Source organism: Pseudomonas sp. S1_E05 (genome assembly GCF_056337105.1).
In genome coordinates, this window is record NZ_JBFRHM010000001.1 from 5,408,955 (window position 1) to 5,428,932 (window position 19,978).

Below are 19,978 nucleotides of genomic sequence, written 5' to 3' on the forward strand. Positions count from 1 at the left end.
TCCCTACGCTAACCTGCGGCCATGTTTTACGAGGTCGACTATGCACATTCATATTCTGGGTATCTGTGGCACTTTCATGGGTTCGATGGCGGTCCTGGCCAAAGAGCTGGGCCATCACGTGACCGGCTCCGATGCCAACGTCTATCCACCGATGAGCACTCAACTGGAGGCCCAGGGTATTGAATTGACCCAAGGCTACGATCCGGCGCAGCTCGACCCGGCTCCCGACCTGGTGGTGATCGGCAACGCCATGTCCCGCGGCAATCCGGCGGTCGAATACGTACTCAACAAGGGCCTGCCTTACGTCTCCGGCCCGCAATGGCTGGCGGACCACGTGCTGCAAGGCCGCTGGGTGTTGGCCGTTGCGGGCACGCACGGCAAAACCACGACCAGCAGCATGCTTGCCTGGGTGCTGGAACACGCCGGCATGAGCCCGGGCTTCCTGATCGGCGGCGTGCCGCAAAACTTCTCTGTGTCGGCGCGACTGGGCGGCACTCCGTTTTTCGTGATCGAAGCAGATGAGTACGACAGTGCGTTTTTCGACAAGCGCTCAAAGTTTGTCCACTACCGCCCCCGCACAGCGATCCTGAACAATCTTGAGTTCGATCACGCCGACATCTTCCCCGATCTTCCGGCCATCGAGCGGCAGTTCCATCACTTGGTGCGCACTATCCCGAGCGAAGGCCTGGTGATTCATCCGACCACCGAGCCTGCATTGCAACGTGTCATCGAAATGGGCTGCTGGACCCCGGTCCAGACCACCGGCGCCGGTGGCCTGTGGCAGGTCAAGCTGCTCAGCGAAGACGGATCGGCTTTCGAAGTGATGTTCGATGGCGTGGTTCAGGGCGCAGTCGAGTGGGATCTGACGGGTCAGCACAACGTCGCCAATGCCTTGGCCACCCTGGCTGCTGCGCGTCATGTTGGCGTGGTGCCGGCCATGGGTATTGCAGCCTTGAGCGCATTCAAGAGTGTGAAGCGGCGCATGGAAAAAGTGGCCGAGGTGCACGGCATCACTATCTACGATGACTTTGCTCACCATCCGACGGCCATCGCCACGACCCTCGACGGCCTGCGCAAGCGCATTGGCGATGCACCGTTGATCGCCATCATCGAGCCGCGGTCCAACTCCATGAAACTCGGTGCCCACCGTGACGGCTTGCCCGAAAGCGTGGTCGATGCCGATCAGGTGATCTGGTATGCGCCCGCCAACCTTGGTTGGGATCTGGGTGCGACGGCAGCCTTGTGCACGGTTCCTTCGATTGTCAGCGATTCGCTGGAAGGCATCATCGCTCGGGTGAAGAGTCAGGCTCAGCCGGGCACGCATGTAGTGATCATGAGCAACGGCGGCTTCGGCGGCCTGCACGGCAAGCTGGCCGAGGCGCTGCAATGAACAATGGCCCTGAGCGCATCACGCTGGCGATGACCGGTGCCTCAGGCGCCCAGTACGGTTTGCGCCTGCTGGACTGCCTGATCCGCGAAGACCGCGAGGTGCATTTCCTGATCTCCAAGGCAGCGCAACTGGTGATGGCCACCGAGACCGACGTTACATTACCGCCCAAGCCCCAGATGATGCAGGCGTTTCTCAACGAATACACCGGTGCCGCCGACGGGCAGATCCGCGTGTACGGGAAGGAAGACTGGATGTCGCCGGTAGCGTCTGGCTCCGGTAGCCCGGCGGCAATGGTGGTGGTGCCGTGTTCGACCGGAACCCTGTCGGCGATTGCCACCGGCGCCTGCAACAACCTGATCGAGCGTGCTGCCGACGTCACCCTGAAGGAGCGTCGCCAGTTGATCCTGGTGCCCCGTGAAGCGCCGTATTCGAGCATTCACCTGGAGCACATGCTCAAGTTGTCGAACATGGGCGTGACGATCCTGCCGGCCTCGCCTGGGTTCTATCATCAGCCGCAAACCATCGACGACCTGATCGACTTCGTTGTGGCGCGCATTCTCAACCTGCTGAACATTCCGCAGGACATGCTGCCGCGCTGGGGTGAGCACCATCTGAGCAGCGATGAATAAGCTGCTGGCCATTTTGCTTGCGCTGCAACTGACGGGCTGCGCCACGGCGCGTACGCTGGACGCCGCCAAGCCGGGCGCGCCTGTCGTCTATGCCGGGACGCGCCTGGATGTGTATGCGTTGAACGGTGGTTGTTGCGCGATGGACCGTTTTGGCGCCGAGGCACCCAGCTATCCAGGCGTCGATCTGCCGGCCAGTGCTCTGCTCGATACGCTGTTGTTGCCGTTGTCGTTGTTGACGGTGATCGGCGTGAGTTTTCAGGCGACAGGTGGGTTGTAGCGTTTGGCGTTGGATCGGTGTCGCGTCCATCGCGGGCAAGCCCGCTCCTACAGGTTTGTGAATGTCGCAAGGCCCTGTAGGAGCGGGCTTGCCCGCGATTGGATTGCACAGACACCGAAAATCACTTGCCCAACTTGCGCAACTCATCCGACTCGATCACCCGCACCCCATCCTGCTCTTCCAGCGCCAGCCGCCACATCGCGCGAGCCAGTTGGCATGCCTCGATGCCGCGGTATTTGCCAGGAATCAAACGTGACAAGGGACCGGCGAGCTGCTCGGCCAGACGTGGCTCTATACGTTCTCCCAACAACAGGGAAGGTCGGCAGATGGTCAGTTGCGGCCAGTTCTGGGCGCGCAATGCCTGTTCCATTTCTCCTTTGACCCGGTTGTAGAAAACAGATGAATTGGGATCGGCCCCGATGGCGCTGATCACGATCAAATGGCGTGCGCCCATTTCCCGCGCCCGTTTGGCAAAGGCCACCACCATGTCCAGATCGACCGCGCGGAACGCCTGTTCGGAGCCCGCCTGCTTGATCGTGGTACCCAGGCAGCAGTACGCGATGTCGACGCGGCCGTTGAGCTGCGGCAGGAATACCGCCGGGTCACCGACCGGGTTTTCCAGGTGGGGGTGCTCGGCCAGTGGGCGGCGCGAAGGGGCCAAAACGCGCGTGATGGTCGGCTCGTTGAGCAGGCGATCAAGCAAGTGCTCACCGGTCAGCCCGGTAGCTCCGGCAAGCAATACATGCTGAGGCGTCAAGTACATAGTGTGTCTCCCTTGATACTGTTCAGCTTAGTTGCTCTTTGCATCCTCGCTGCTGATAGAGACACTTTGTAGTGCTTTTCGTGCCTGCTGTTTGCGCAGCAGTTGCCAGTGCGAGAGTACGGTCTTGGGCGCCCAGATCTGAGGTTCGGACGCTTCGAAGCCGTCCGCCAGTTCTCGTTCGGCCACGGTGGCCTTGGCCAGCTTGAAAGCCTGTTCCAGGTCGTCGGTCTGGTTCAGGGCCTGGGCGAAAAGCGCATCGCCGAAATACGTGAAGTTGGCTTCTTCCGAGCAGCCGAAGGACACGCGATCAGCCCGCGAAGCGGTCATGATCAGGGTGCGTTCGTCCTTGAGGGCAGGGATGAATCCGCCGGAGTAACAGGACGAAATGACAATGACCTTGTCGCGGCTTTTCAGCGGGGCGAGCACGGCGGCAAGTTCGTCGGCCGGCAGGTCGGCCAGCTCCATGCGCGGCTGATCGAGCACCAGTTCGTGCTCGCTGGTGCCGTGGCTGGTCAGGTAGATGAAGATCACGTCTTCGGGCCCGCTGCGTTCGGCCAGCGTAAGGGCGGCGCGGCGCAGGTTCTCCCGGGTCGCCATCGGTCGGTCGACAAGATGGTCGCGATGATTGACCAGGCGGATCTGGCCAAACGCGCCAAAACGGCTGGCGAGCATGTTGCTGACATAATCGGATTCGCGCAGGAACACGCTCTGCTTGCCGTCGCCGCCGAGCGTCAGCGTATACAACTCAACCGCAGAGGTGGAGGCGGGCACATTGGCCAGCGCATTCTCCAGCAGGCGACCCTGGGCCAGCAGGCCAAGTTCGAGGCTGTCGGGCAGCAATTTGCCATCGGCATCGCGTACCCGTTGGCCGTTAGCCCACGTGCCGCTTTGTACGGTGCCGTCGGTCAATACCAGCGTTCCGCGACCGTTGTAGCTGTCACCCTCGAACTGGCCGATGTAGAAGCTGCCATCAGACAGGTTCAGTCGACCCTGGCCGCTGAAGCGCCAGTCACTGAACTGACCGATGTAGTGGCTGCCATCGGCGCCGATGAGTTCGCCTTTGCCGTTGAGCGCGCCTTCTTTGAACTGGCCAAGCCAGACATCGCCGTCGGCGTTCTCGTAGCGGCCCTTGCCGTGTAACTGGTTGTTCTTGAACCCGCCAACGTAGATGTCGCCATCCGCGCTGTTGAAGGTCCCGTTGCCTTCCAGTTGGCCATCCTTGAAGTGGCCGGTGAACTGATTGCCACTGCCGTCGCCGCGCTGGCCTTCGCCGTTGGGTTTGCCATGGGCGAACTGACCCTGGTAGGAACTGCCGTCATCGAGTTCGAGGCGCCCCAATCCGGAATATTGATCGGCCTTGAATTCCCCGCGGTAGGTCATGCCGTTTTCTTTGAGGTGGCCTTCGCCGTCGCGCCGACCTGCCTTGAAACCGCCGGTGTAGCTGCTGGCGCTGGTGGTCAGCGTGCCTTGGCCATCGAACAACCCCTGGTTGAAATTGCCTCGGTAGACTTCGCCGTTGCTGCCGTGCCATTCGCCCTGGCCATGCCATTGGCCTTTGTCGAAGCTGCCGGCGTACCAGCTGCCGTTCGGGTAATCGACACGCCCCTGGCCTTGCAGCAACCCGTCGACCAGGTCACCGCGATAGCGTCCGCCGTCCGGCAGGCGGGCGTCGGGAGGCATCAGCGATTCGCCGTTGCCGCAAGCGGTGAGCATCAGGGTCAGGGTAAGCAGTGCAAGTGAGCGCATAGCGGGATCCGGGCAATTAGGCGACCGAGTATGCCGCAGCTCTATGTCTCATATATAGAGAGAGGTCGCGAAACAGCATGTGCTGCTTCGCATCTCGCAGGTTTTACACGAAGCACAGGGACAGCGGCTCGGCGATGTAGGCCGGTTTTTCCGAACCTTCGATCTCCAGGGTGGCGGTGGCCTTGAGCAGCCATTGGCCGGGTTTTTTCTCGGTGACCTCGGTCAGGTCAACCTTGAGCCGCACTTTTGAGTCGACCTTGACCGGCTGGATGAAGCGCACGCTGTCCAGGCCATAATTGACCACCATCTTCAGGCCTTGCGGCAGGACGAGGATGTCTTCCATCAATTTGGGAATCAGCGACAGCGACAGGAAACCGTGGGCGATGGTGCTGCCAAAGGGCGTTTGCGCGGCCTTGACCGGATCGACGTGGATGAACTGATAGTCTCCAGTGGCTTCGGCGAACAGGTTGATGCGCTCCTGGTCGATGGTGAGCCATTCGGAACGTCCAAGTTCCTTGCCGACATAGTCTTTAAGCTCTGCAACGGGAACGTAGGGCATTGAGACTCTCCTTGTATTCATCGGTTTTATAGTTTTGTCGGGGGGGAGATTTGACCTCCCGGAATACCACTGTAGATCACCATGAGCCAATGCTGCGGTCAACCGACCATGCTTTTGGCGAATGCCGGTCCATAGCGCTGGCATGCTTATAATGCCGGGCACGAATTTGCGGGGAGAAGACGGATGTTGTTACGCGGCCTGACGTGGCTTGTGTTGTTCCAATTGTTGGGCACAGCCATCAATCATTTGTGTGTGCCGGTGTTGCCGGGGCCGATCATCGGCCTGCTGCTCTTGCTGATGTTCCTGATCGTACGGGGACAGGTGGGCGAGCCACTGAGCCAGGCCGCCAGCAGCCTGTTGCGTTACCTGCCGTTGCTGCTGGTGCCGCCCGCCGTGGGTGTAATGGTTTATGCCAGTGACATTGCCGCAGACTTCTGGGCGATTGTCGGCGCGCTGGTGTTGTCGCTGCTGTTGTCCATGGCGTTCGCCGGTGTGCTGATGCAACGCATGGTCAAGCGTCATGCGCACCGCGAGGACGTGCAATGATTCTTGACTGGCAAGGCGCGTGGGCGTCGGTGATCCATCATCCACTGTTCGGCATCGGCATCACCCTGGGCGCCTACCAATTGGTGCTGGCGGCATTCGAGAAAACTCGCTGGATCTTCCTGCAGCCGGTGCTGGTCTCGATGCTGCTGGTCATCGGTGTGCTGGTGGGCTGCGGCTTGACCTACGCCGAATATCGCAAGAGCACCGAGATCCTCAGTATTTTGCTCGGTCCCGCCACTGTGGCGCTGGCCGTGCCGCTCTACCTCAACCTGCGACGGATTCGTCAGTTGTTCTGGCCGATATTTACTACGCTGGTGATAGGCGGAGTGGTCGCCACCAGCATGGGTGTGCTGTTGGGCTGGTGGTTCGGCGCCGAGCACATGATCCTCATGACCATGGCACCCAAGTCGGTGACGTCGCCGATTGCCATGCTGGTGGCGGAACAGATCGGCGGGGTCGCGGCGCTGGCAGCCGTGTTCGTGTTGATCACCGGCGTGATCGGCGCCATCTTCGGACCGAGTCTGTTGACCCGGCTCGGTGTCCACAGCCCGGAAGCACGCGGCATGGCGCTGGGCATGACCGCCCATGCGGTAGGCACGGCAGTGGCCATGCAGGAAAACGAAGAGTGCGGTGCCTTCGCGGCACTGGCGATGAGTCTGATGGGTGTGGCCACGGCGGTTCTGCTGCCACTGGCAGTGTCGATGGTGGTGTAAGGAAATGTCTATGAGCCTGCCGCTTTTTCCGCTGAACACGGTGCTGTTTCCAGGTTGCATCCTCGACTTGCAGATTTTCGAGGCGCGTTATCTGGACATGATCAGCCGCTGCATGAAACAGGGCGGCGGCTTTGGCGTGGTATGCATCCTCGACGGCGAGGAGGTCGGCATCGCTCCGGCGGGCTATGCGCTGGTCGGCTGTGAGGCGTTGATCACTGATTTCAAGCAGCAGGACAACGGCCTGCTGGGCATTCGCGTGCAGGGGGGGCGGCGTTTCCATGTATTACGCACCGAGGTCCAGCGCGACCAGTTGACCGTCGCTGACGTCGAGTGGCTGGAGGACGAGCCCGAACAACCCTTGCAGGATGAAGACGCTGATCTGGTCGCCTTACTCAAGGCGTTGGCCGAACACCCGATGGTCGAAGCGCTGAACATGGGCACCGAGGCGAGCGGGCAGCAATCGCTGGCCAATCAATTGGCGTATTTACTGCCATTTGCCGAAGTCGACAAAATCGACCTGCTGCAACTGGATGATCCGCAGCAACGCCTGGATGCGATCCAGGCATTGTTGGACGAATTGCAGGGTGAGTTGTTTGCCTGATCAGTAGGCATATCGCAGCATTGCATGCGGCAAGTGCCGTAACGCAAAGAACCCGAATAACGCCAACATCGCTGGCAGCACCAGCCACCAGATCCTGGGAGGCATGGCATCGAGGGGCGTTTGCCGTTGAATCAATCCCAGGGTCGCCGCGCAGACGCACGCTGCCAGCATCGCTCCCGCCAGCACATCCGTTGGCCAGTGCGCCCCCAGATAGACTCGGGACAGGGCGATCGCCAGCGCCGGCAGGCATCCGAGCAGCAACCAGGTCAAGCGCATGCGTGGCGGTTGGCCGCGACCGGCCAGCACCGCCAGTGTCAGAAACAACGCAAAAGAACCCGAGGCATGGCCGCTGGGCATGCTGTAGCTCGTCAGCGGATCACTCAACACCTCCGGGCGGACGCGGGCGAAAAACTGTTTGGTGAAGGTGTTGCCCAATGCGGTGATCAACAGGGTGCTGCCGGCAAAGATCGCCTGCCGCCATTGCCGGGTGACCACCAGCAAAGCGGTCAGCAGGGCGCTGAATAGCAGCATGTTGCGAAACTCGCCGATCAGCGTGAAGGTGACGGCAACTTCGTCCAGTGAAGGACTGCGGTGTTCCTGCACCAGCGTCATCACGCCCTGATCAAGGGCGGTCAGGTGTGGATAGCCGATGAACAGGCCCGCCAGGATCAGCAGGCTCATACCGCTGATCAGGATTGTCGCCTTGCGGTGGCGACGCAGGCTGCTGGTGACACTCAAGCCGATCATCACCGCGATACTGCCGGCAACAATCCCCGCTTCAGGCCAGAAGCCTTCCGGCAGCGGCAAGCGAATGGCCGCGCCCGTGGCCCAGCCGGGCAGCAAATAGGCCACGCTCCAGCCGGCCGCCGCCAGCAGGCTGACGGCGGCAAAGCGCGGGAAGGGCATGTCGAACATGCCGGCGACCATGGGCAGCATTGGGCGCAAGGGGCCGATGAAGCGTCCTACCAGGAGGCTGGCGATGCCATAACGCTGGAAATAGGTTTCGGCCCCCGCGATCCATTCCGGGTGATGGCGCAGGCCAGGCAAGCGCCGGATATTCTGGTGGAAGTGGCGCCCGACGAAGTAGGACACGACATCGCCCAACACCCCGGCGACGAACCCCAGCAGCAAGGTTTCGCTCAGCGACAGTGCGCCGCTGCCGGCGAGCACGGCGACCGCGAACAGCAACACCGTGCCGGGAACGATCAGCCCGGCAATCGCCAGGCATTCCACAAAAGCCACAATGAACACGGCCGCGGCCAGCCACTGCGGGTTTGCCGCGAGCCATCCGGTCACGCTATCGAGCCATGGGCCCATAAAGACAACTCCATCGATTGTTTTATATGCATCTGCACACCCTGTAGGAGCGAGCTCGCTCGCGATGGCGGTGTGTCAGCGATTGGGTCAGTGACTGGCACTGCGCTTCGCGAGCGAGCTCGCTCCTAAAGGGGAGCGTTGTTCAATTCAAGAAACCAGAAAATAATCGCGACCTTCGACCTGCCCCCGTCGCAGCGGGTTCCGCGTGCAATACGGCGCATAGGCGGCATCGACGAAGCGGTACATCAAATGCTCGTCGCGGCCTTGGGGGATGCCCAGGCGGGTAGTCTGGATAATATGGCCCGACAGCGGGCCGACATCCTCCACCAGCAGTACCTCATGATCAAAGCGTTTGGCGTCCCACACCGGCACCTTCAAACCCAGCGCCTTGCACAGCAGCGTTTGACCGGCGCAGAGTTTTTGCGACGGGCGCGGGCGACCCTGGGCGTCGGGGTTGTTCAACAGCATCTGCGCCAGGCTGTTCGGGCCGCTTATCTCATCGACCCACGGATAGGCTGATTTGATCAGTACCGCGTTGCCGGGCCCCTTCGCGCTGAAGTTCAGCGAGTCGCCGCCGCGGGCGTAGTACATATAGATGTGCCCGCCATCCAGAAACAAAGCCTTACGCTTTTCTGTATAGCCGAGGGAGGCATGACTGCCTTTTTCCTCGAAGTAATACGCCTCGGTCTCGATAATGCGGGCGCTGAGCCACACATCGCCCACTCGGTGGCGAATGATTTTGCCGAGCAGGTCTCGGGCGAGCGTCTGCGCGTCCCGGTCGAAGAATGAGTCTGGCAGCCCGATGGGCAGGCGCGCCGTGGGCTCACGAGCAGTCAGGTTGGACATGATCTTGGTGTTTGCCAGGGCTGAGTGAACCGCGATGATAACAATTTGCAGCTTAATCACGGCTGAACATCGGCAAATGGCCCTCGATTTTGACCATCCGCCCGTCACCGCTGTTAGTCAGTGGACGCGACAGCTATAATCTGCCGCTTTCTCTTTACCAAGACCTTTGCCAAGACTGCCATCGACCATGACTGAGTCCGTTCTCGACTACATGACCCGCCTGGGACGCGCTGCCCGCGAAGCGTCGCGCATCATCGGCCGTGCCAGCACCGCGCAGAAAAACCGCGCCCTGCAGGCCGCCGCCAATGCGCTGGACGCTGCCCGTGCAGAGCTTGCGGCCGCCAATGAGCTGGATCTCGCGGCAGGGCGTGCCAATGGTCTTGAGCCTGCGTTGCTGGAGCGGCTGGCGCTGACCCCTGAGCGAATCGACGGCATGATCGTCGGTTTGCGCCAGGTCGCCGCATTGCCAGACCCGGTCGGGGCCATTCGTGACATGAGCTTCCGTCCGTCGGGGATCCAGGTCGGCAAGATGCGCGTGCCGCTGGGTGTGATTGGCATCATCTACGAATCGCGGCCCAATGTGACCATCGACGCCGCCAGCCTTTGCCTGAAATCTGGCAATGCCACCATCCTGCGTGGCGGTTCCGAAGCCATTTACTCCAATCGTGCCATCGCCGCCTGCATCCAGCGTGGCCTGGCCGAGGCCGACTTGCCGGCGGCTGTCGTGCAAGTGGTCGAAACCACCGACCGCGCCGCCGTCGGCGCGCTGATCAGCATGCCTGAATACGTCGACGTCATCGTGCCCCGTGGTGGCCGTGGCCTGATCGAGCGCGTCAGTCGCGATGCCCGTGTTCCGGTGATCAAGCACCTGGATGGGATCTGCCACGTCTATGTCAGTGCCCACGCCGACCTGCCGAAAGCCCAGCGCATTGCCTTCAATGCCAAGACTTATCGCTATGGCATTTGCGGCGCGATGGAAACCTTGCTGGTGGATCAAGCCATTGCCAGGGATTTCTTGCCGGCCATGGCGGCGCAGTTCCGCGAAAAAGGCGTGGAGCTGCGCGGCTGCGAACGCACCCGGACGATCATCGATGCGGCTGTGGCCAGCGAGGAAGACTGGCACACCGAATACCTGGCTCCGATCCTCTCGATCCGCGTGGTCGACGGGCTGGACCAGGCCATTGAGCACATCAACCACTATGGCTCGCACCACACTGACTCGATTGTCAGCGAACACCAGGGCGACACCCGCCGTTTCGTGGCTGAAGTCGACTCGTCGTCGGTGATGATCAACACCCCGACCTGCTTCGCCGATGGCTTCGAATACGGATTGGGTGCGGAGATTGGCATTTCTACTGATAAGCTGCACGCCCGCGGCCCGGTCGGTCTTGAAGGCCTGACCTGCGAGAAGTACGTCGTGGTCGGTGACGGCCAGTTGCGCGGCCAGGCGTCGTCCTGACTTGAGCAACCTCAAACCGTCGGCCGCTGCGCCGCGACGCATCGGCGTACTGGGCGGCACATTTGACCCGGTGCATATCGGCCACTTGCGTGGTGCGCTGGAAGTCGCCGAATCGCTGGCGCTCGATGAGTTGCGACTGACACCCAGTGCCAGGCCGCCTCATCGGGACACCCCGCAGGTGTCGGCGAAAGACCGTCTGGCGATGGTCGAGTGCGCGGTGGCCGGTGTGGCGCCGCTGGTGGTGGACGCCCGCGAATTGCAGCGGGACAAACCGTCCTACACCATTGATACCCTGGAACTGATGCGGGCGGAGCTCGCCGTGCAGGACCAGGTTTTTCTGCTTCTGGGCTGGGACGCTTTTTGCGGACTGCCCACTTGGCATCGCTGGGACGAATTGCTCCAGCATTGCCACATCCTGGTGTTGCAACGCCCGGATGCCGACAGCGAACCGCCGGACGCCTTGCGCAACCTGCTGGCGGCGCGTTCGGTGAGCGACCCGCTGGCCCTGAAGGGGCCGAGCGGACAGATTGCATTCGTCTGGCAGACGCCGCTTGCGGTATCCGCCACCCAGATCCGTCAACTGCTGGCCAGCGGTAAGTCGGTACGTTTCCTGGTGCCCGACGCGGTCCTGGCCTACATCGATGCGCACGGTCTGTACCGTGCGTCGAACTGAAAAAGGGTGCGTTTCAAGGCACGTGAATGCGTGTGAAACGCCCGAACATACGAGCAAAACGAGTTTTATATGACTGACAAAGACGTAGCTAAAGTTAAGCGCAAAGGCACATTCAAAAGCGCTCCGTTGCCGGTAGAGGCTCACACTGGCGAATTGCTGGCCGGTGCAGAACTGGTCAAGGTTGCCGTGGCAGCCCTGGAAGACGTGAAGGCCCAGGACATCCAGGTCATCGACGTTCGCGACAAGCAGAGCATCACCGACTACATGATCATCGCCACCGGTACCTCCAACCGCCAGATCGGCGCGATGCTGGACAAGGTCCGCGAAGCGGTCAAGGCTCAGGGCGTCAAGCCATTGGGCGAAGAAGGCAAGGGCGACAGCGACTGGGTGTTGCTGGATATGGACGACGTGATCGTACACATGATGACTGCCTCGGCTCGCCAGTTCTATGACCTGGAGCGCCTGTGGGCCGGTGCCGAGCAGAGCCGTTCGGCCAGTGGCGCGCACCACAGCCCGGAAAATCCGCACGAGCACTTCACCAAGCTCAACAAAGACCAGCAGTAAGGGCCCGCTGTGCGACTGCGACTGATCGCCGTCGGTTCACGCATGCCCAAATGGGTGGAAGAAGGCTGGCATGAATATGCCAAGCGGCTTCCGTCCGAACTGGCGCTGGAACTGGTGGAAATACCGCTCAACACCCGCGGCAAGAACGCCGACGTGGCGCGCTTCATCCGTCAGGAAGGCGAAGCCATGCTGGCCAAGGTCGGCCAGAACGAGCGGATCGTCACCCTCGAAGTCCATGGCAAGCCCTGGAGCACCGAGCAGTTGGCGGTCGAACTCGATCGCTGGCGGCTGGACTCGCGCACGGTGAATTTCATGGTCGGCGGCCCGGAAGGGCTGGCGCCGGAAGTCTGTGCGCGGGCGGATCAGCGTTGGTCTTTGTCGCCCTTGACGTTGCCGCACCCGCTGGTGCGGATTCTGATTGGCGAACAGCTGTACCGTGCCTGGACAGTCCTGTCCGGCCACCCTTACCACAAGTAGTTCTGCCTCATGTCCCAGCCGATCCGCATCAAGGACCACGAAAAAGACGCCCGTCTGGTGCGTGGCCGCGTCGTGTTCGGGGCTATTGCGGTGGTGGCGCTGATCGGCGTGCTGATTGCGCGCCTGTATTTTCTTCAGGTGATCCAGTACGACTACCACTCGACCCTGTCGGAAAACAACCGCGTCCATGTGCAGCCGATTCCGCCTACCCGTGGGTTGATCTTCGACCGCAATGGCGTGGTGGTCGCCGATAACCGGCCCAGCTTCAGCCTGAGCATGACCCGCGAGCGGTCCGGCGACTGGCAGCAAGTGCTCGATGTGATCGTCGAGGTGCTGGAACTGACACCCGAGGACCGGGTGATCTTCGAGAAACGCATGCGCCAGGGGCGTCGGCCATTCGAGCCGGTGCCGATCCTGTTCGAGCTGACCGAGGAGCAGATTGCCCGCATCGCCGTGAACCAGTTCCGCCTGCCGGGTGTTGAGGTGGTTGCACAACTGGTCCGGCATTACCCGCAGGGCGCACATTTTGCGCATTCGGTGGGTTACATGGGCCGGATCAACGAGAAAGAGCTCAAGTCCCTCGATCCGGTCAACTACAGTGGTACCCATCACATCGGCAAGACTGGCATCGAGCGTTTCTACGAGCCGGAGCTGCACGGCCAGGTGGGTTACGAGGAAGTCGAGACCAACGCCCGGGGCCGCGTCTTGCGGGTGCTCAAGCGTACCGATCCGATTCCTGGCAAAGACATCGTCCTGAGCCTGGACATCAAATTGCAGGAAGCGGCCGAGGCGGCCCTCGGCGGTCGCCGTGGTGCGGTGGTGGCGCTGGACCCGGCCACGGGTGAAGTGCTGGCGATGGTCAGCCAACCGAGTTTCGACCCCAACCTGTTTGTCACTGGCATCAGCTTCAAGGCCTACGCCGAGCTGCGCGATTCCATCGACCGGCCGCTGTTCAATCGGGTGCTGCGCGGTCTGTATCCGCCGGGTTCGACCATCAAGCCGGCGGTAGCCATTGCTGGCCTGGACGCGGGCGTGGTCACCGCATCGTCCCGGGTTTTCGATCCGGGTTATTACCAGTTGCCCAATTACGACCACAAATACCGTAACTGGAACCGCACCGGTGATGGCTATGTCGACTTGGATACCGCGATCATGCGGTCCAACGACACCTACTTCTATGACCTGGCACACAAGCTTGGGATCGATCGCCTGTCGGCGTACATGACCAAGTTCGGCATCGGCCAGAAAGTCTCGCTGGACATGTTTGAAGAGTCGCCGGGGTTGATGCCTTCCCGCGAGTGGAAGCGTGCAACCCGTCGTCAGGCCTGGTTCCCGGGCGAAACACTGATTCTCGGAATCGGCCAGGGCTACATGCAGTCCACACCGCTACAACTGGCCCAGGCCACGGCGCTGGTGGCCAACAAAGGCGTATGGAACCGTCCGCACCTGGCCAAGACCGTGGAAGGTGAAAGGCCCAAGGATGACAACCCGATGCCGGACATCATCCTGCGCGACCCGTCCGACTGGACCAAGGTCAATCACGGCATGCAACAGGTGATGCACGGCGCCCGCGGGACGGCGCGCAAGGCTTCGATCGGCGCGCAATACCGGATTGCCGGCAAGAGTGGTACGGCCCAGGTGGTCGCGATCAAACAGGGCGAAAAATATGACCGTTCCAAGGTTCAGGAGCGCCATCGCGACCACGCCCTGTTCGTAGGCTTCGCCCCGGCGGATAACCCCAAAATCGTGGTGTCGGTGATGGTCGAGAACGGCGAGTCCGGTTCCGGCGTCGCCGCTCCCGTGGTGCGTCAAGTGATGGACGCGTGGCTGCTGGACCAGGACGGTCGGTTGAAAGCCGAATACGCCAGCCCTATCAGTGCGGAGGCTACGGCCCGTGAAGAGTAATTTCGACCGCATCCTCTCCAGCGAGGATGTGATGCGTCGCCGTGCGACGCTGTTGCAACGCATGCACATCGATGGCCCGTTGCTGATTTTGCTGCTGACCCTGGCTGCCGGCAGCCTGTTTGTGCTGTATTCGGCCAGCGGCAAGAGTTGGGACCTGCTGGCCAAGCAGGCGACTTCGTTCGGTATCGGCCTCACCTCCATGATCATCATCGCCCAGTTCGAACCGCGCTTCATGGCGCGCTGGGTGCCGCTGGGTTATGTCGCCGGCGTATTGCTGCTGCTGGTGGTGGACATCATGGGGCACAACGCCATGGGTGCGACTCGCTGGATCAACATCCCCGGGGTGATCCGCTTCCAGCCTTCCGAATTCATGAAGATCCTGATGCCGGCAACGATTGCCTGGTACTTGTCCAAGCGCACTTTACCGCCGCAGCTCAAGCATGTGGGGGTGAGCCTGATGTTGATCGGTGTGCCGTTCATCCTGATCGTGCGCCAGCCAGACCTTGGCACGTCCCTGTTGATTCTGGCGGGCGGTGCGTTCGTGTTGTTCATGGGCGGGCTGCGCTGGCGCTGGATTCTCAGCGTACTCGCGGCGACGGTGCCAGTAGCGGTCGCCATGTGGTTTTTCGTCATGCACGACTACCAGAAGCAGCGCGTGCTGACCTTCCTCGATCCGGAAAGCGATCCGTTGGGCACCGGCTGGAACATCATTCAGTCGAAGGCGGCCATCGGTTCCGGCGGTGTATTCGGCAAGGGTTGGCTGCTGGGCACCCAGTCGCACCTGGACTTTCTCCCGGAAAGCCACACCGACTTCATCATCGCGGTGTTGGGTGAGGAGTTCGGCCTGGTGGGCATCTGTGCGTTGCTGCTGATCTATCTGTTGCTGATCGGCCGCGGACTGGTGATTACCGCCCAGGCGCAGACCCTGTTCGGCAAGTTGCTCGCGGGCGCCTTGACCATGACCTTTTTTGTTTATGTTTTCGTCAATATCGGTATGGTCAGTGGCCTGCTGCCGGTGGTGGGGGTGCCGTTGCCGTTCATTAGCTACGGAGGAACTTCGCTGGTGACGCTGCTGTCAGCGTTTGGGGTTTTGATGTCGATCCATACCCATCGCAAGTGGATCGCACAAGTTTGAATAAGGTGAAGATTTCAATGCATGCAATGCATGGCTGGGCGGCTCGATATGCACCATGGCTTGGCCTGGTGGGCTTGCTCGGCACCGCGCAGGACGCCTGCGCCGGCGATTACGAAGGCACGCCACAGGTGGCCGAATTCGTCGGTGAAATGACCCGCGACTACGGTTTCGCCGGTGAACAGCTGATGGGCGTGTTCCGCGAAGCCGAGCGCAAGCAATCGATTCTCGACGCGATTTCAAAACCCGCTGAACGTGTTAAGCAGTGGAGTGAATATCGCCCGATGTTCATCACCGACGCGCGCATTGCCCGTGGTGTGGATTTCTGGCGGCAGCACGAGGCCGTACTGGCCCGCGCTGAGCAGGAATATGGCGTTCCGGCACAGGTTATTGTCTCGATCATCGGCGTTGAGACCTTTTTCGGTCGCAATACTGGCAATTTCCGCGTAATTGATGCCTTGTCGACACTGGGTTTCGACTATCCTCCTCGTGCCGAATTCTTTCGCAAGGAGTTGCGTGAGTTCCTGTTGTTGGCCCGGGAAGAGCAGGTCGACCCGTTGACCCTCAAAGGCTCCTACGCCGGGGCGATGGGCTTGCCGCAGTTCATGCCGAGCAGCTTTCGCGCTTACGCGGTGGATTTCGACGGTGACGGCCACATCAATATCTGGACCAACCCCGACGACGCCATCGGTAGTGTCGCCAGTTATTTCAAGCGTCACGGCTGGGTAGCCGGTGAGCCAGTGGTCAGCCGTGCCGATGTGCGGGGCGAGCAGGTCGACGAAGGACTGACCACGGGCATCGAACCGACGAAAACCGTTGGGGAGTTGCGAGCGCTGGGGTGGTCAAGTCATGATGCGCTGCGCGATGATATGCCGGTCACGGCATTTCGCCTGGAAGGTGACAAAGGTCCTGAATACTGGATGGGCCTGAAGAATTTTTACGCGATCACGCGTTATAACCGCAGCGTGATGTACGCCATGGCCGTACATCAACTGTCTGAGCAGTTGGTCCAAGCACGGGGCGTCAAGTAATGCAGGCATTGCCTATGAATAAACCCCTGAAGCTGATGGCATTCGCCGCCCTGGCGGTGCTGCTCGCCAGTTGCTCGACCAGCCGCGCACCGTCCCAGAAGTCTTCCTCCACGGCGGTGCGTTCGGCGCCGGGGCTGGACATCAACCGCGCCCACAAGGATGGCGCGCCGTGGTGGGACGTCGATGTTTCGCGCATCCCGGATGCCACGCCGACCCTGCACACTGGCCCGTACAAGGCCAATCCCTACACAGTGCTGGGCAAGACCTATTTCCCGATCCAGGAATCCAAGTCCTACGTCGCCTCGGGCACGGCGTCGTGGTATGGCACCAAGTTCCACGGCCAGAACACCGCCAATGGCGAGGTGTATGACCTGTACGGCATGAGTGCCGCCCACAAGACCTTGCCACTGCCCAGTTACGTTCGGGTGACCAACCTGGACAACAACAAGACGGTGATCCTGCGGGTCAACGACCGTGGCCCGTTCTACTCGGACCGCATCATCGATTTGTCCTACGCGGCCGCCAAGAAGCTCGGTTACGCCGAAACCGGTACCGCCCGGGTCAAGGTCGAAGGCATCGACCCTCAAACCTGGTGGGCACAAAGAGGTCGCCCGGCACCGTTGATGCTCAACGAGCCGCAGGTCGCGCAAAATAATGCGCCGGCCATTACCGCGTCCGCCGGCACTGTCGAGCAATGGACACCGCCGCCGCAGCAACACGCCGCGGCCGTTGTGCCCGTGCAGATCGATGCAAAAAAACGCTTCTGCACCAGCGTCTGGCCAGTATCTTCAGGTGGGCGCGTTCGCCAACCCGGACGCTGCAGAACTGCTGAGGTCGAAGCTCAGCGGGATGGTGAGCGCTCCGGTGTTCATCAGCTCGATCGTGCGCAACCAACAAACACTGCATCGGGTGCGCCTGGGGCCGATCGGTTCGCCGGGTGAAATCCAGCAAGTGCAGAACAGTGTGCGATTGGCCAATCTCGGTTCGCCGAGCGTGGTCACCGCCGAGTAATACGTAGTTCTTGATTGACGGTTCACTTGCTGTACGGGGGGTGGACCAGGTTGTTGGCTCTTGAAGAACAAAAGCCCGGCAAGGGTTACTGAGTGAACGACTGAATACGCGATGACCCAAGGGTTGTCAGATTAGTTTTGCCCTAGGGCAGTTTCCATTAGCGATTTCGAGAGACGGATGAACATCACCACCTTTGCCAAACGCCTGTGCCTTCTAGTCCCGCTGCTACTTTCGCCAGCCGCCTTCGCGGTCGAGATGATGCCTTCGCCACCACAACTGGCCGCCAAGGCCTATGTGCTGATGGACGCCAGCAGCGGTAACGTGCTGGTCGAAAACAACGGTGACCAGCGCCTGCCGCCTGCCAGCCTGACCAAGCTGATGACCGCGTACATCGCCACCCTGGAAATCCGTCGTGGCCAGATCGGCGAGAACGATCCGGTGACCGTCAGCGAGAACGCGTGGCGCACCGGTGGTTCACGGATGTTCATCAAGGTGGGTTCACAAGTGACCGTCAGCGACCTGCTGCACGGCATCATCATCCAGTCGGGTAACGACGCCAGCGTGGCGCTTTCCGAACACATCGCCGGCAGCGAAGATGCATTTGCCGACATGATGAACAAAACCGTGGCCGACCTGGGCATGACCAACAGCCACTTCATGAACCCGACCGGTCTGCCGAATCCTGAGCACTACTCGTCGGCTCACGACATGGCCGTGCTGGCTCGCGCGATCATTCACGAAGACCCGGCTCACTACGCGATCTACTCGCAGAAAGAGTTCTTCTGGAACGGCATCAAGCAACCCAACCGCAACCTGCTGCTGTGGCGCGACAAGACCGTCGACGGTCTGAAAACCGGCCACACCGAAGAAGCCGGCTACTGCATGGTGTCTTCGGCCGTACGTGATGGCATGCGCCTGATCGCCGTGGTGTTCGGCACCAACAGCGAAGTGGCCCGTGCTTCCGAGACCCAGAAGCTGTTGACCTACGGTTTCCGTTTCTTCGAAACCCAGACTTTCTACCAGAAAGGCACTGAGCTGGCTCAGGCTCCTGTCTGGAAGGGCGCGACCAACCAGGTCAAGGCCGGCCTGGCTGAAGACCTGACCATGACCCTGCCTAAAGGCCAGCTGAAAAAGCTTGCCGCCAGCATGACCATGAACCCGCAACTGGTTGCCCCCATCGCCAAGGGTGACGTGATCGGTAAAGTCGAAGTCAAACTGGACGACAAGGTGGTGCACAGCGCCGACCTGATCGCTCTGGACGGCGTCGAAGAGGGTGGTATCTTCCGCCGCATGTGGGATAGCATCCGTCTATTCTTCTACGGCTTGTTCAACTGATTCAGTGTTGACCTGCATGGCCCTGCCCCTACCCGGAGCGGGGCCATGCTCGTTGGCACGGCTTACGAGGCCGTTACGCCATGAGCGATACCGAAGTAAAGGCGCCAAAGATCGAATTCCCCCAGGTCGACTACCCGGTTAAAGTGATCAGCGACACGGGTGTGGGCAACAGGGACAAGATCATCGACATCGTCAAGAAACACGCCAAGATCAATGATCAGCGTGTGGACGAACGTCAAAGCAGCAATGGCAAGTACACCACCATCCAGTTGCACATCGTCGCCACCGATCAAGATCAGCTGTACAACATCAACAGCGAACTGCGGGCCACCGGCTTCGTGCACATGGTGCTGTGATGTCTGACACGCTCGGCTTTCGCGAGCTCGGCCAGATGGCTTATGAGCCGGTCTGGCATGCCATGCAACGCTTCACCAACGAACGTGGCAGCGATGCTGCCGACGAAATCTGGCTGGTGGAGCATCCGCCGGTGTTCACTCAGGGGCAGGCCGGCAAGGCCGAGCATCTATTGCTACCTGGTGACATACCGGTGGTGCAGGTCGATCGCGGTGGCCAGGTGACCTATCACGGTCCTGGCCAATTGGTGGCTTATCTGTTGCTCGACGTGCGCAAGCTGGGCTTTGGCGTGCGTGATCTGGTCACTCGCATGGAGCGCTGCCTGATCGAGTTGCTGGCCAGTTACGGCGTCACTGCCGTGGCCAAGCCGGATGCGCCGGGCGTCTATGTCAGCGGGGCGAAAATTGCCTCACTGGGTTTGCGAATCCGCCATGGTTGCTCTTTTCATGGCCTGGCCCTGAACGTGGACATGAACCTGGAGCCGTTTCGACGGATTAATCCCTGCGGCTACGCCGGGCTGGCGATGACCCAGCTGAGCGACCATGCAGGATCGATTGAATTTGCCGAGGTAAGTGCCCGGCTGCGCGCGCAGCTCGTCAAACACCTCGACTATGCTGAGCAGACGACCCTAACGGGCGGAATCGACTGAT

General features: G+C 61.0%; 21 protein-coding genes and 1 pseudogene. 17 read left to right on the forward strand and 5 right to left on the reverse strand.

Translation table 11 applies throughout. The annotated features are described in order from the left end of the window. Positions 1-40 precede the first annotated feature (40 nt). From mpl to AB4N33_RS25000, 3 genes are read left to right on the forward strand one after another with little or no spacing between them, the layout of a single operon-like run. Complete coding sequence (gene mpl / locus AB4N33_RS24990) at positions 41-1,390, forward strand: UDP-N-acetylmuramate:L-alanyl-gamma-D-glutamyl-meso-diaminopimelate ligase (protein WP_460120532.1); 1,350 nt, start codon at positions 41-43, stop codon at positions 1,388-1,390. Continuing rightward, complete coding sequence (gene ubiX / locus AB4N33_RS24995; RefSeq protein WP_460120534.1) at positions 1,387-2,019, forward strand: flavin prenyltransferase UbiX; 633 nt, start codon at positions 1,387-1,389, stop codon at positions 2,017-2,019. Before mpl ends, ubiX begins: the two co-directional genes overlap by 4 nt. Then, complete coding sequence (locus AB4N33_RS25000) at positions 2,012-2,296, forward strand: YceK/YidQ family lipoprotein (RefSeq protein WP_476458461.1); 285 nt, start codon at positions 2,012-2,014, stop codon at positions 2,294-2,296. Before ubiX ends, AB4N33_RS25000 begins: the two co-directional genes overlap by 8 nt. Before the next feature lie 121 nt (positions 2,297-2,417). On the opposite strand, the gene AB4N33_RS25005 is transcribed toward AB4N33_RS25000, so the two are convergent. From AB4N33_RS25005 to AB4N33_RS25015, 3 genes are all read right to left on the reverse strand, one after another. Beyond that, positions 2,418-3,059, reverse strand: coding sequence for an oxidoreductase (locus AB4N33_RS25005; RefSeq protein ID WP_476458462.1), 642 nt, complete (start codon positions 3,057-3,059; stop codon positions 2,418-2,420). 27 nt (positions 3,060-3,086) lie between these two features. Continuing rightward, positions 3,087-4,805 (reverse strand): C13 family peptidase, encoded by a 1,719-nt coding sequence (locus AB4N33_RS25010; RefSeq protein WP_460120540.1) that lies wholly within the window; start codon positions 4,803-4,805, stop codon positions 3,087-3,089. Positions 4,806-4,908: 103 nt separating this feature from the next. Beyond that, positions 4,909-5,364, reverse strand: a complete 456-nt coding sequence (locus AB4N33_RS25015) for a MaoC family dehydratase (protein ID WP_460120542.1) — start codon at positions 5,362-5,364, stop codon at positions 4,909-4,911. Positions 5,365-5,547: 183 nt separating this feature from the next. On the opposite strand from AB4N33_RS25015, the gene AB4N33_RS25020 reads away from it, so the two are divergent. Genes AB4N33_RS25020 through AB4N33_RS25030 form a run of 3 tightly spaced genes read left to right on the forward strand, consistent with a single transcriptional unit; the run spans position 5,548 to position 7,224 of the window. Beyond that, entirely contained in the window at positions 5,548-5,910 is a 363-nt protein-coding gene (locus AB4N33_RS25020) for a CidA/LrgA family protein (protein WP_460120544.1), read from the forward strand. Then, positions 5,907-6,623, forward strand: coding sequence for an LrgB family protein (locus tag AB4N33_RS25025; RefSeq protein WP_460120545.1), 717 nt, complete (start codon positions 5,907-5,909; stop codon positions 6,621-6,623). The genes AB4N33_RS25020 and AB4N33_RS25025 overlap by 4 nt, the downstream gene beginning before the upstream one ends. Before the next feature lie 10 nt (positions 6,624-6,633). Continuing rightward, complete coding sequence (locus AB4N33_RS25030; RefSeq protein WP_460120547.1) at positions 6,634-7,224, forward strand: LON peptidase substrate-binding domain-containing protein; 591 nt, start codon at positions 6,634-6,636, stop codon at positions 7,222-7,224. Here the strand turns inward: AB4N33_RS25030 and AB4N33_RS25035 are convergent, their stop codons facing one another. Both AB4N33_RS25035 and AB4N33_RS25040 read right to left on the reverse strand, forming a co-directional pair. After that, positions 7,225-8,541 (reverse strand): bifunctional DedA family/phosphatase PAP2 family protein, encoded by a 1,317-nt coding sequence (locus AB4N33_RS25035; RefSeq protein WP_460120549.1) that lies wholly within the window; start codon positions 8,539-8,541, stop codon positions 7,225-7,227. A gap of 147 nt (positions 8,542-8,688) precedes the next feature. Further along, positions 8,689-9,387 (reverse strand): DNA-3-methyladenine glycosylase, encoded by a 699-nt coding sequence (locus AB4N33_RS25040; RefSeq protein ID WP_476458846.1) that lies wholly within the window; start codon positions 9,385-9,387, stop codon positions 8,689-8,691. Positions 9,388-9,574: 187 nt separating this feature from the next. On the opposite strand from AB4N33_RS25040, the gene AB4N33_RS25045 reads away from it, so the two are divergent. From AB4N33_RS25045 to lipB, 11 genes and pseudogenes are all read left to right on the forward strand, one after another. Continuing rightward, the gene (locus AB4N33_RS25045; RefSeq protein WP_476458463.1) at positions 9,575-10,846 is read left to right on the forward strand and encodes a glutamate-5-semialdehyde dehydrogenase; all 1,272 of its coding nucleotides are present in this window, start codon (positions 9,575-9,577) and stop codon (positions 10,844-10,846) included. Position 10,847: 1 nt separating this feature from the next. Further along, complete coding sequence (nadD, locus tag AB4N33_RS25050; protein ID WP_460120555.1) at positions 10,848-11,519, forward strand: nicotinate-nucleotide adenylyltransferase; 672 nt, start codon at positions 10,848-10,850, stop codon at positions 11,517-11,519. 69 nt (positions 11,520-11,588) lie between these two features. After that, positions 11,589-12,083 carry a ribosome silencing factor gene (rsfS, locus tag AB4N33_RS25055; protein ID WP_460120557.1) on the forward strand — a complete coding sequence of 165 codons (495 nt, stop codon included), beginning with the start codon at positions 11,589-11,591 and terminating at the stop codon, positions 12,081-12,083. 9 nt (positions 12,084-12,092) lie between these two features. Further along, entirely contained in the window at positions 12,093-12,560 is a 468-nt protein-coding gene (gene rlmH / locus AB4N33_RS25060) for a 23S rRNA (pseudouridine(1915)-N(3))-methyltransferase RlmH (protein ID WP_009051038.1), read from the forward strand. A gap of 9 nt (positions 12,561-12,569) precedes the next feature. Further along, positions 12,570-14,465: a penicillin-binding protein 2 gene (mrdA, locus tag AB4N33_RS25065; protein WP_460120560.1), complete on the forward strand. Its 1,896-nt coding sequence runs from the start codon at positions 12,570-12,572 to the stop codon at positions 14,463-14,465. 31 nt (positions 14,466-14,496) lie between these two features. Next, positions 14,497-15,600 (forward strand): rod shape-determining protein RodA, encoded by a 1,104-nt coding sequence (gene rodA / locus AB4N33_RS25070; protein WP_460126885.1) that lies wholly within the window; start codon positions 14,497-14,499, stop codon positions 15,598-15,600. Between the two features lie 17 nt (positions 15,601-15,617). Further along, the gene (mltB, locus tag AB4N33_RS25075; RefSeq protein ID WP_460120562.1) at positions 15,618-16,628 is read left to right on the forward strand and encodes a lytic murein transglycosylase B; all 1,011 of its coding nucleotides are present in this window, start codon (positions 15,618-15,620) and stop codon (positions 16,626-16,628) included. Continuing rightward, positions 16,628-17,639: pseudogene (locus AB4N33_RS25080) on the forward strand (septal ring lytic transglycosylase RlpA family protein). The gene mltB and the pseudogene AB4N33_RS25080 overlap by 1 nt, the downstream one beginning before the upstream one ends. A 177-nt stretch (positions 17,640-17,816) precedes the next feature. Beyond that, on the forward strand, positions 17,817-18,974 hold the full coding sequence (locus AB4N33_RS25085) for a D-alanyl-D-alanine carboxypeptidase family protein (RefSeq protein ID WP_460120564.1): 1,158 nt from the start codon (positions 17,817-17,819) through the stop codon (positions 18,972-18,974). An 80-nt stretch (positions 18,975-19,054) separates the two neighbouring features. Then, entirely contained in the window at positions 19,055-19,330 is a 276-nt protein-coding gene (locus AB4N33_RS25090) for a DUF493 domain-containing protein (protein WP_460120566.1), read from the forward strand. Next, positions 19,330-19,977: a lipoyl(octanoyl) transferase LipB gene (lipB, locus tag AB4N33_RS25095; RefSeq protein ID WP_476458464.1), complete on the forward strand. Its 648-nt coding sequence runs from the start codon at positions 19,330-19,332 to the stop codon at positions 19,975-19,977. Before AB4N33_RS25090 ends, lipB begins: the two co-directional genes overlap by 1 nt. Position 19,978: the final 1 nt, after the last annotated feature.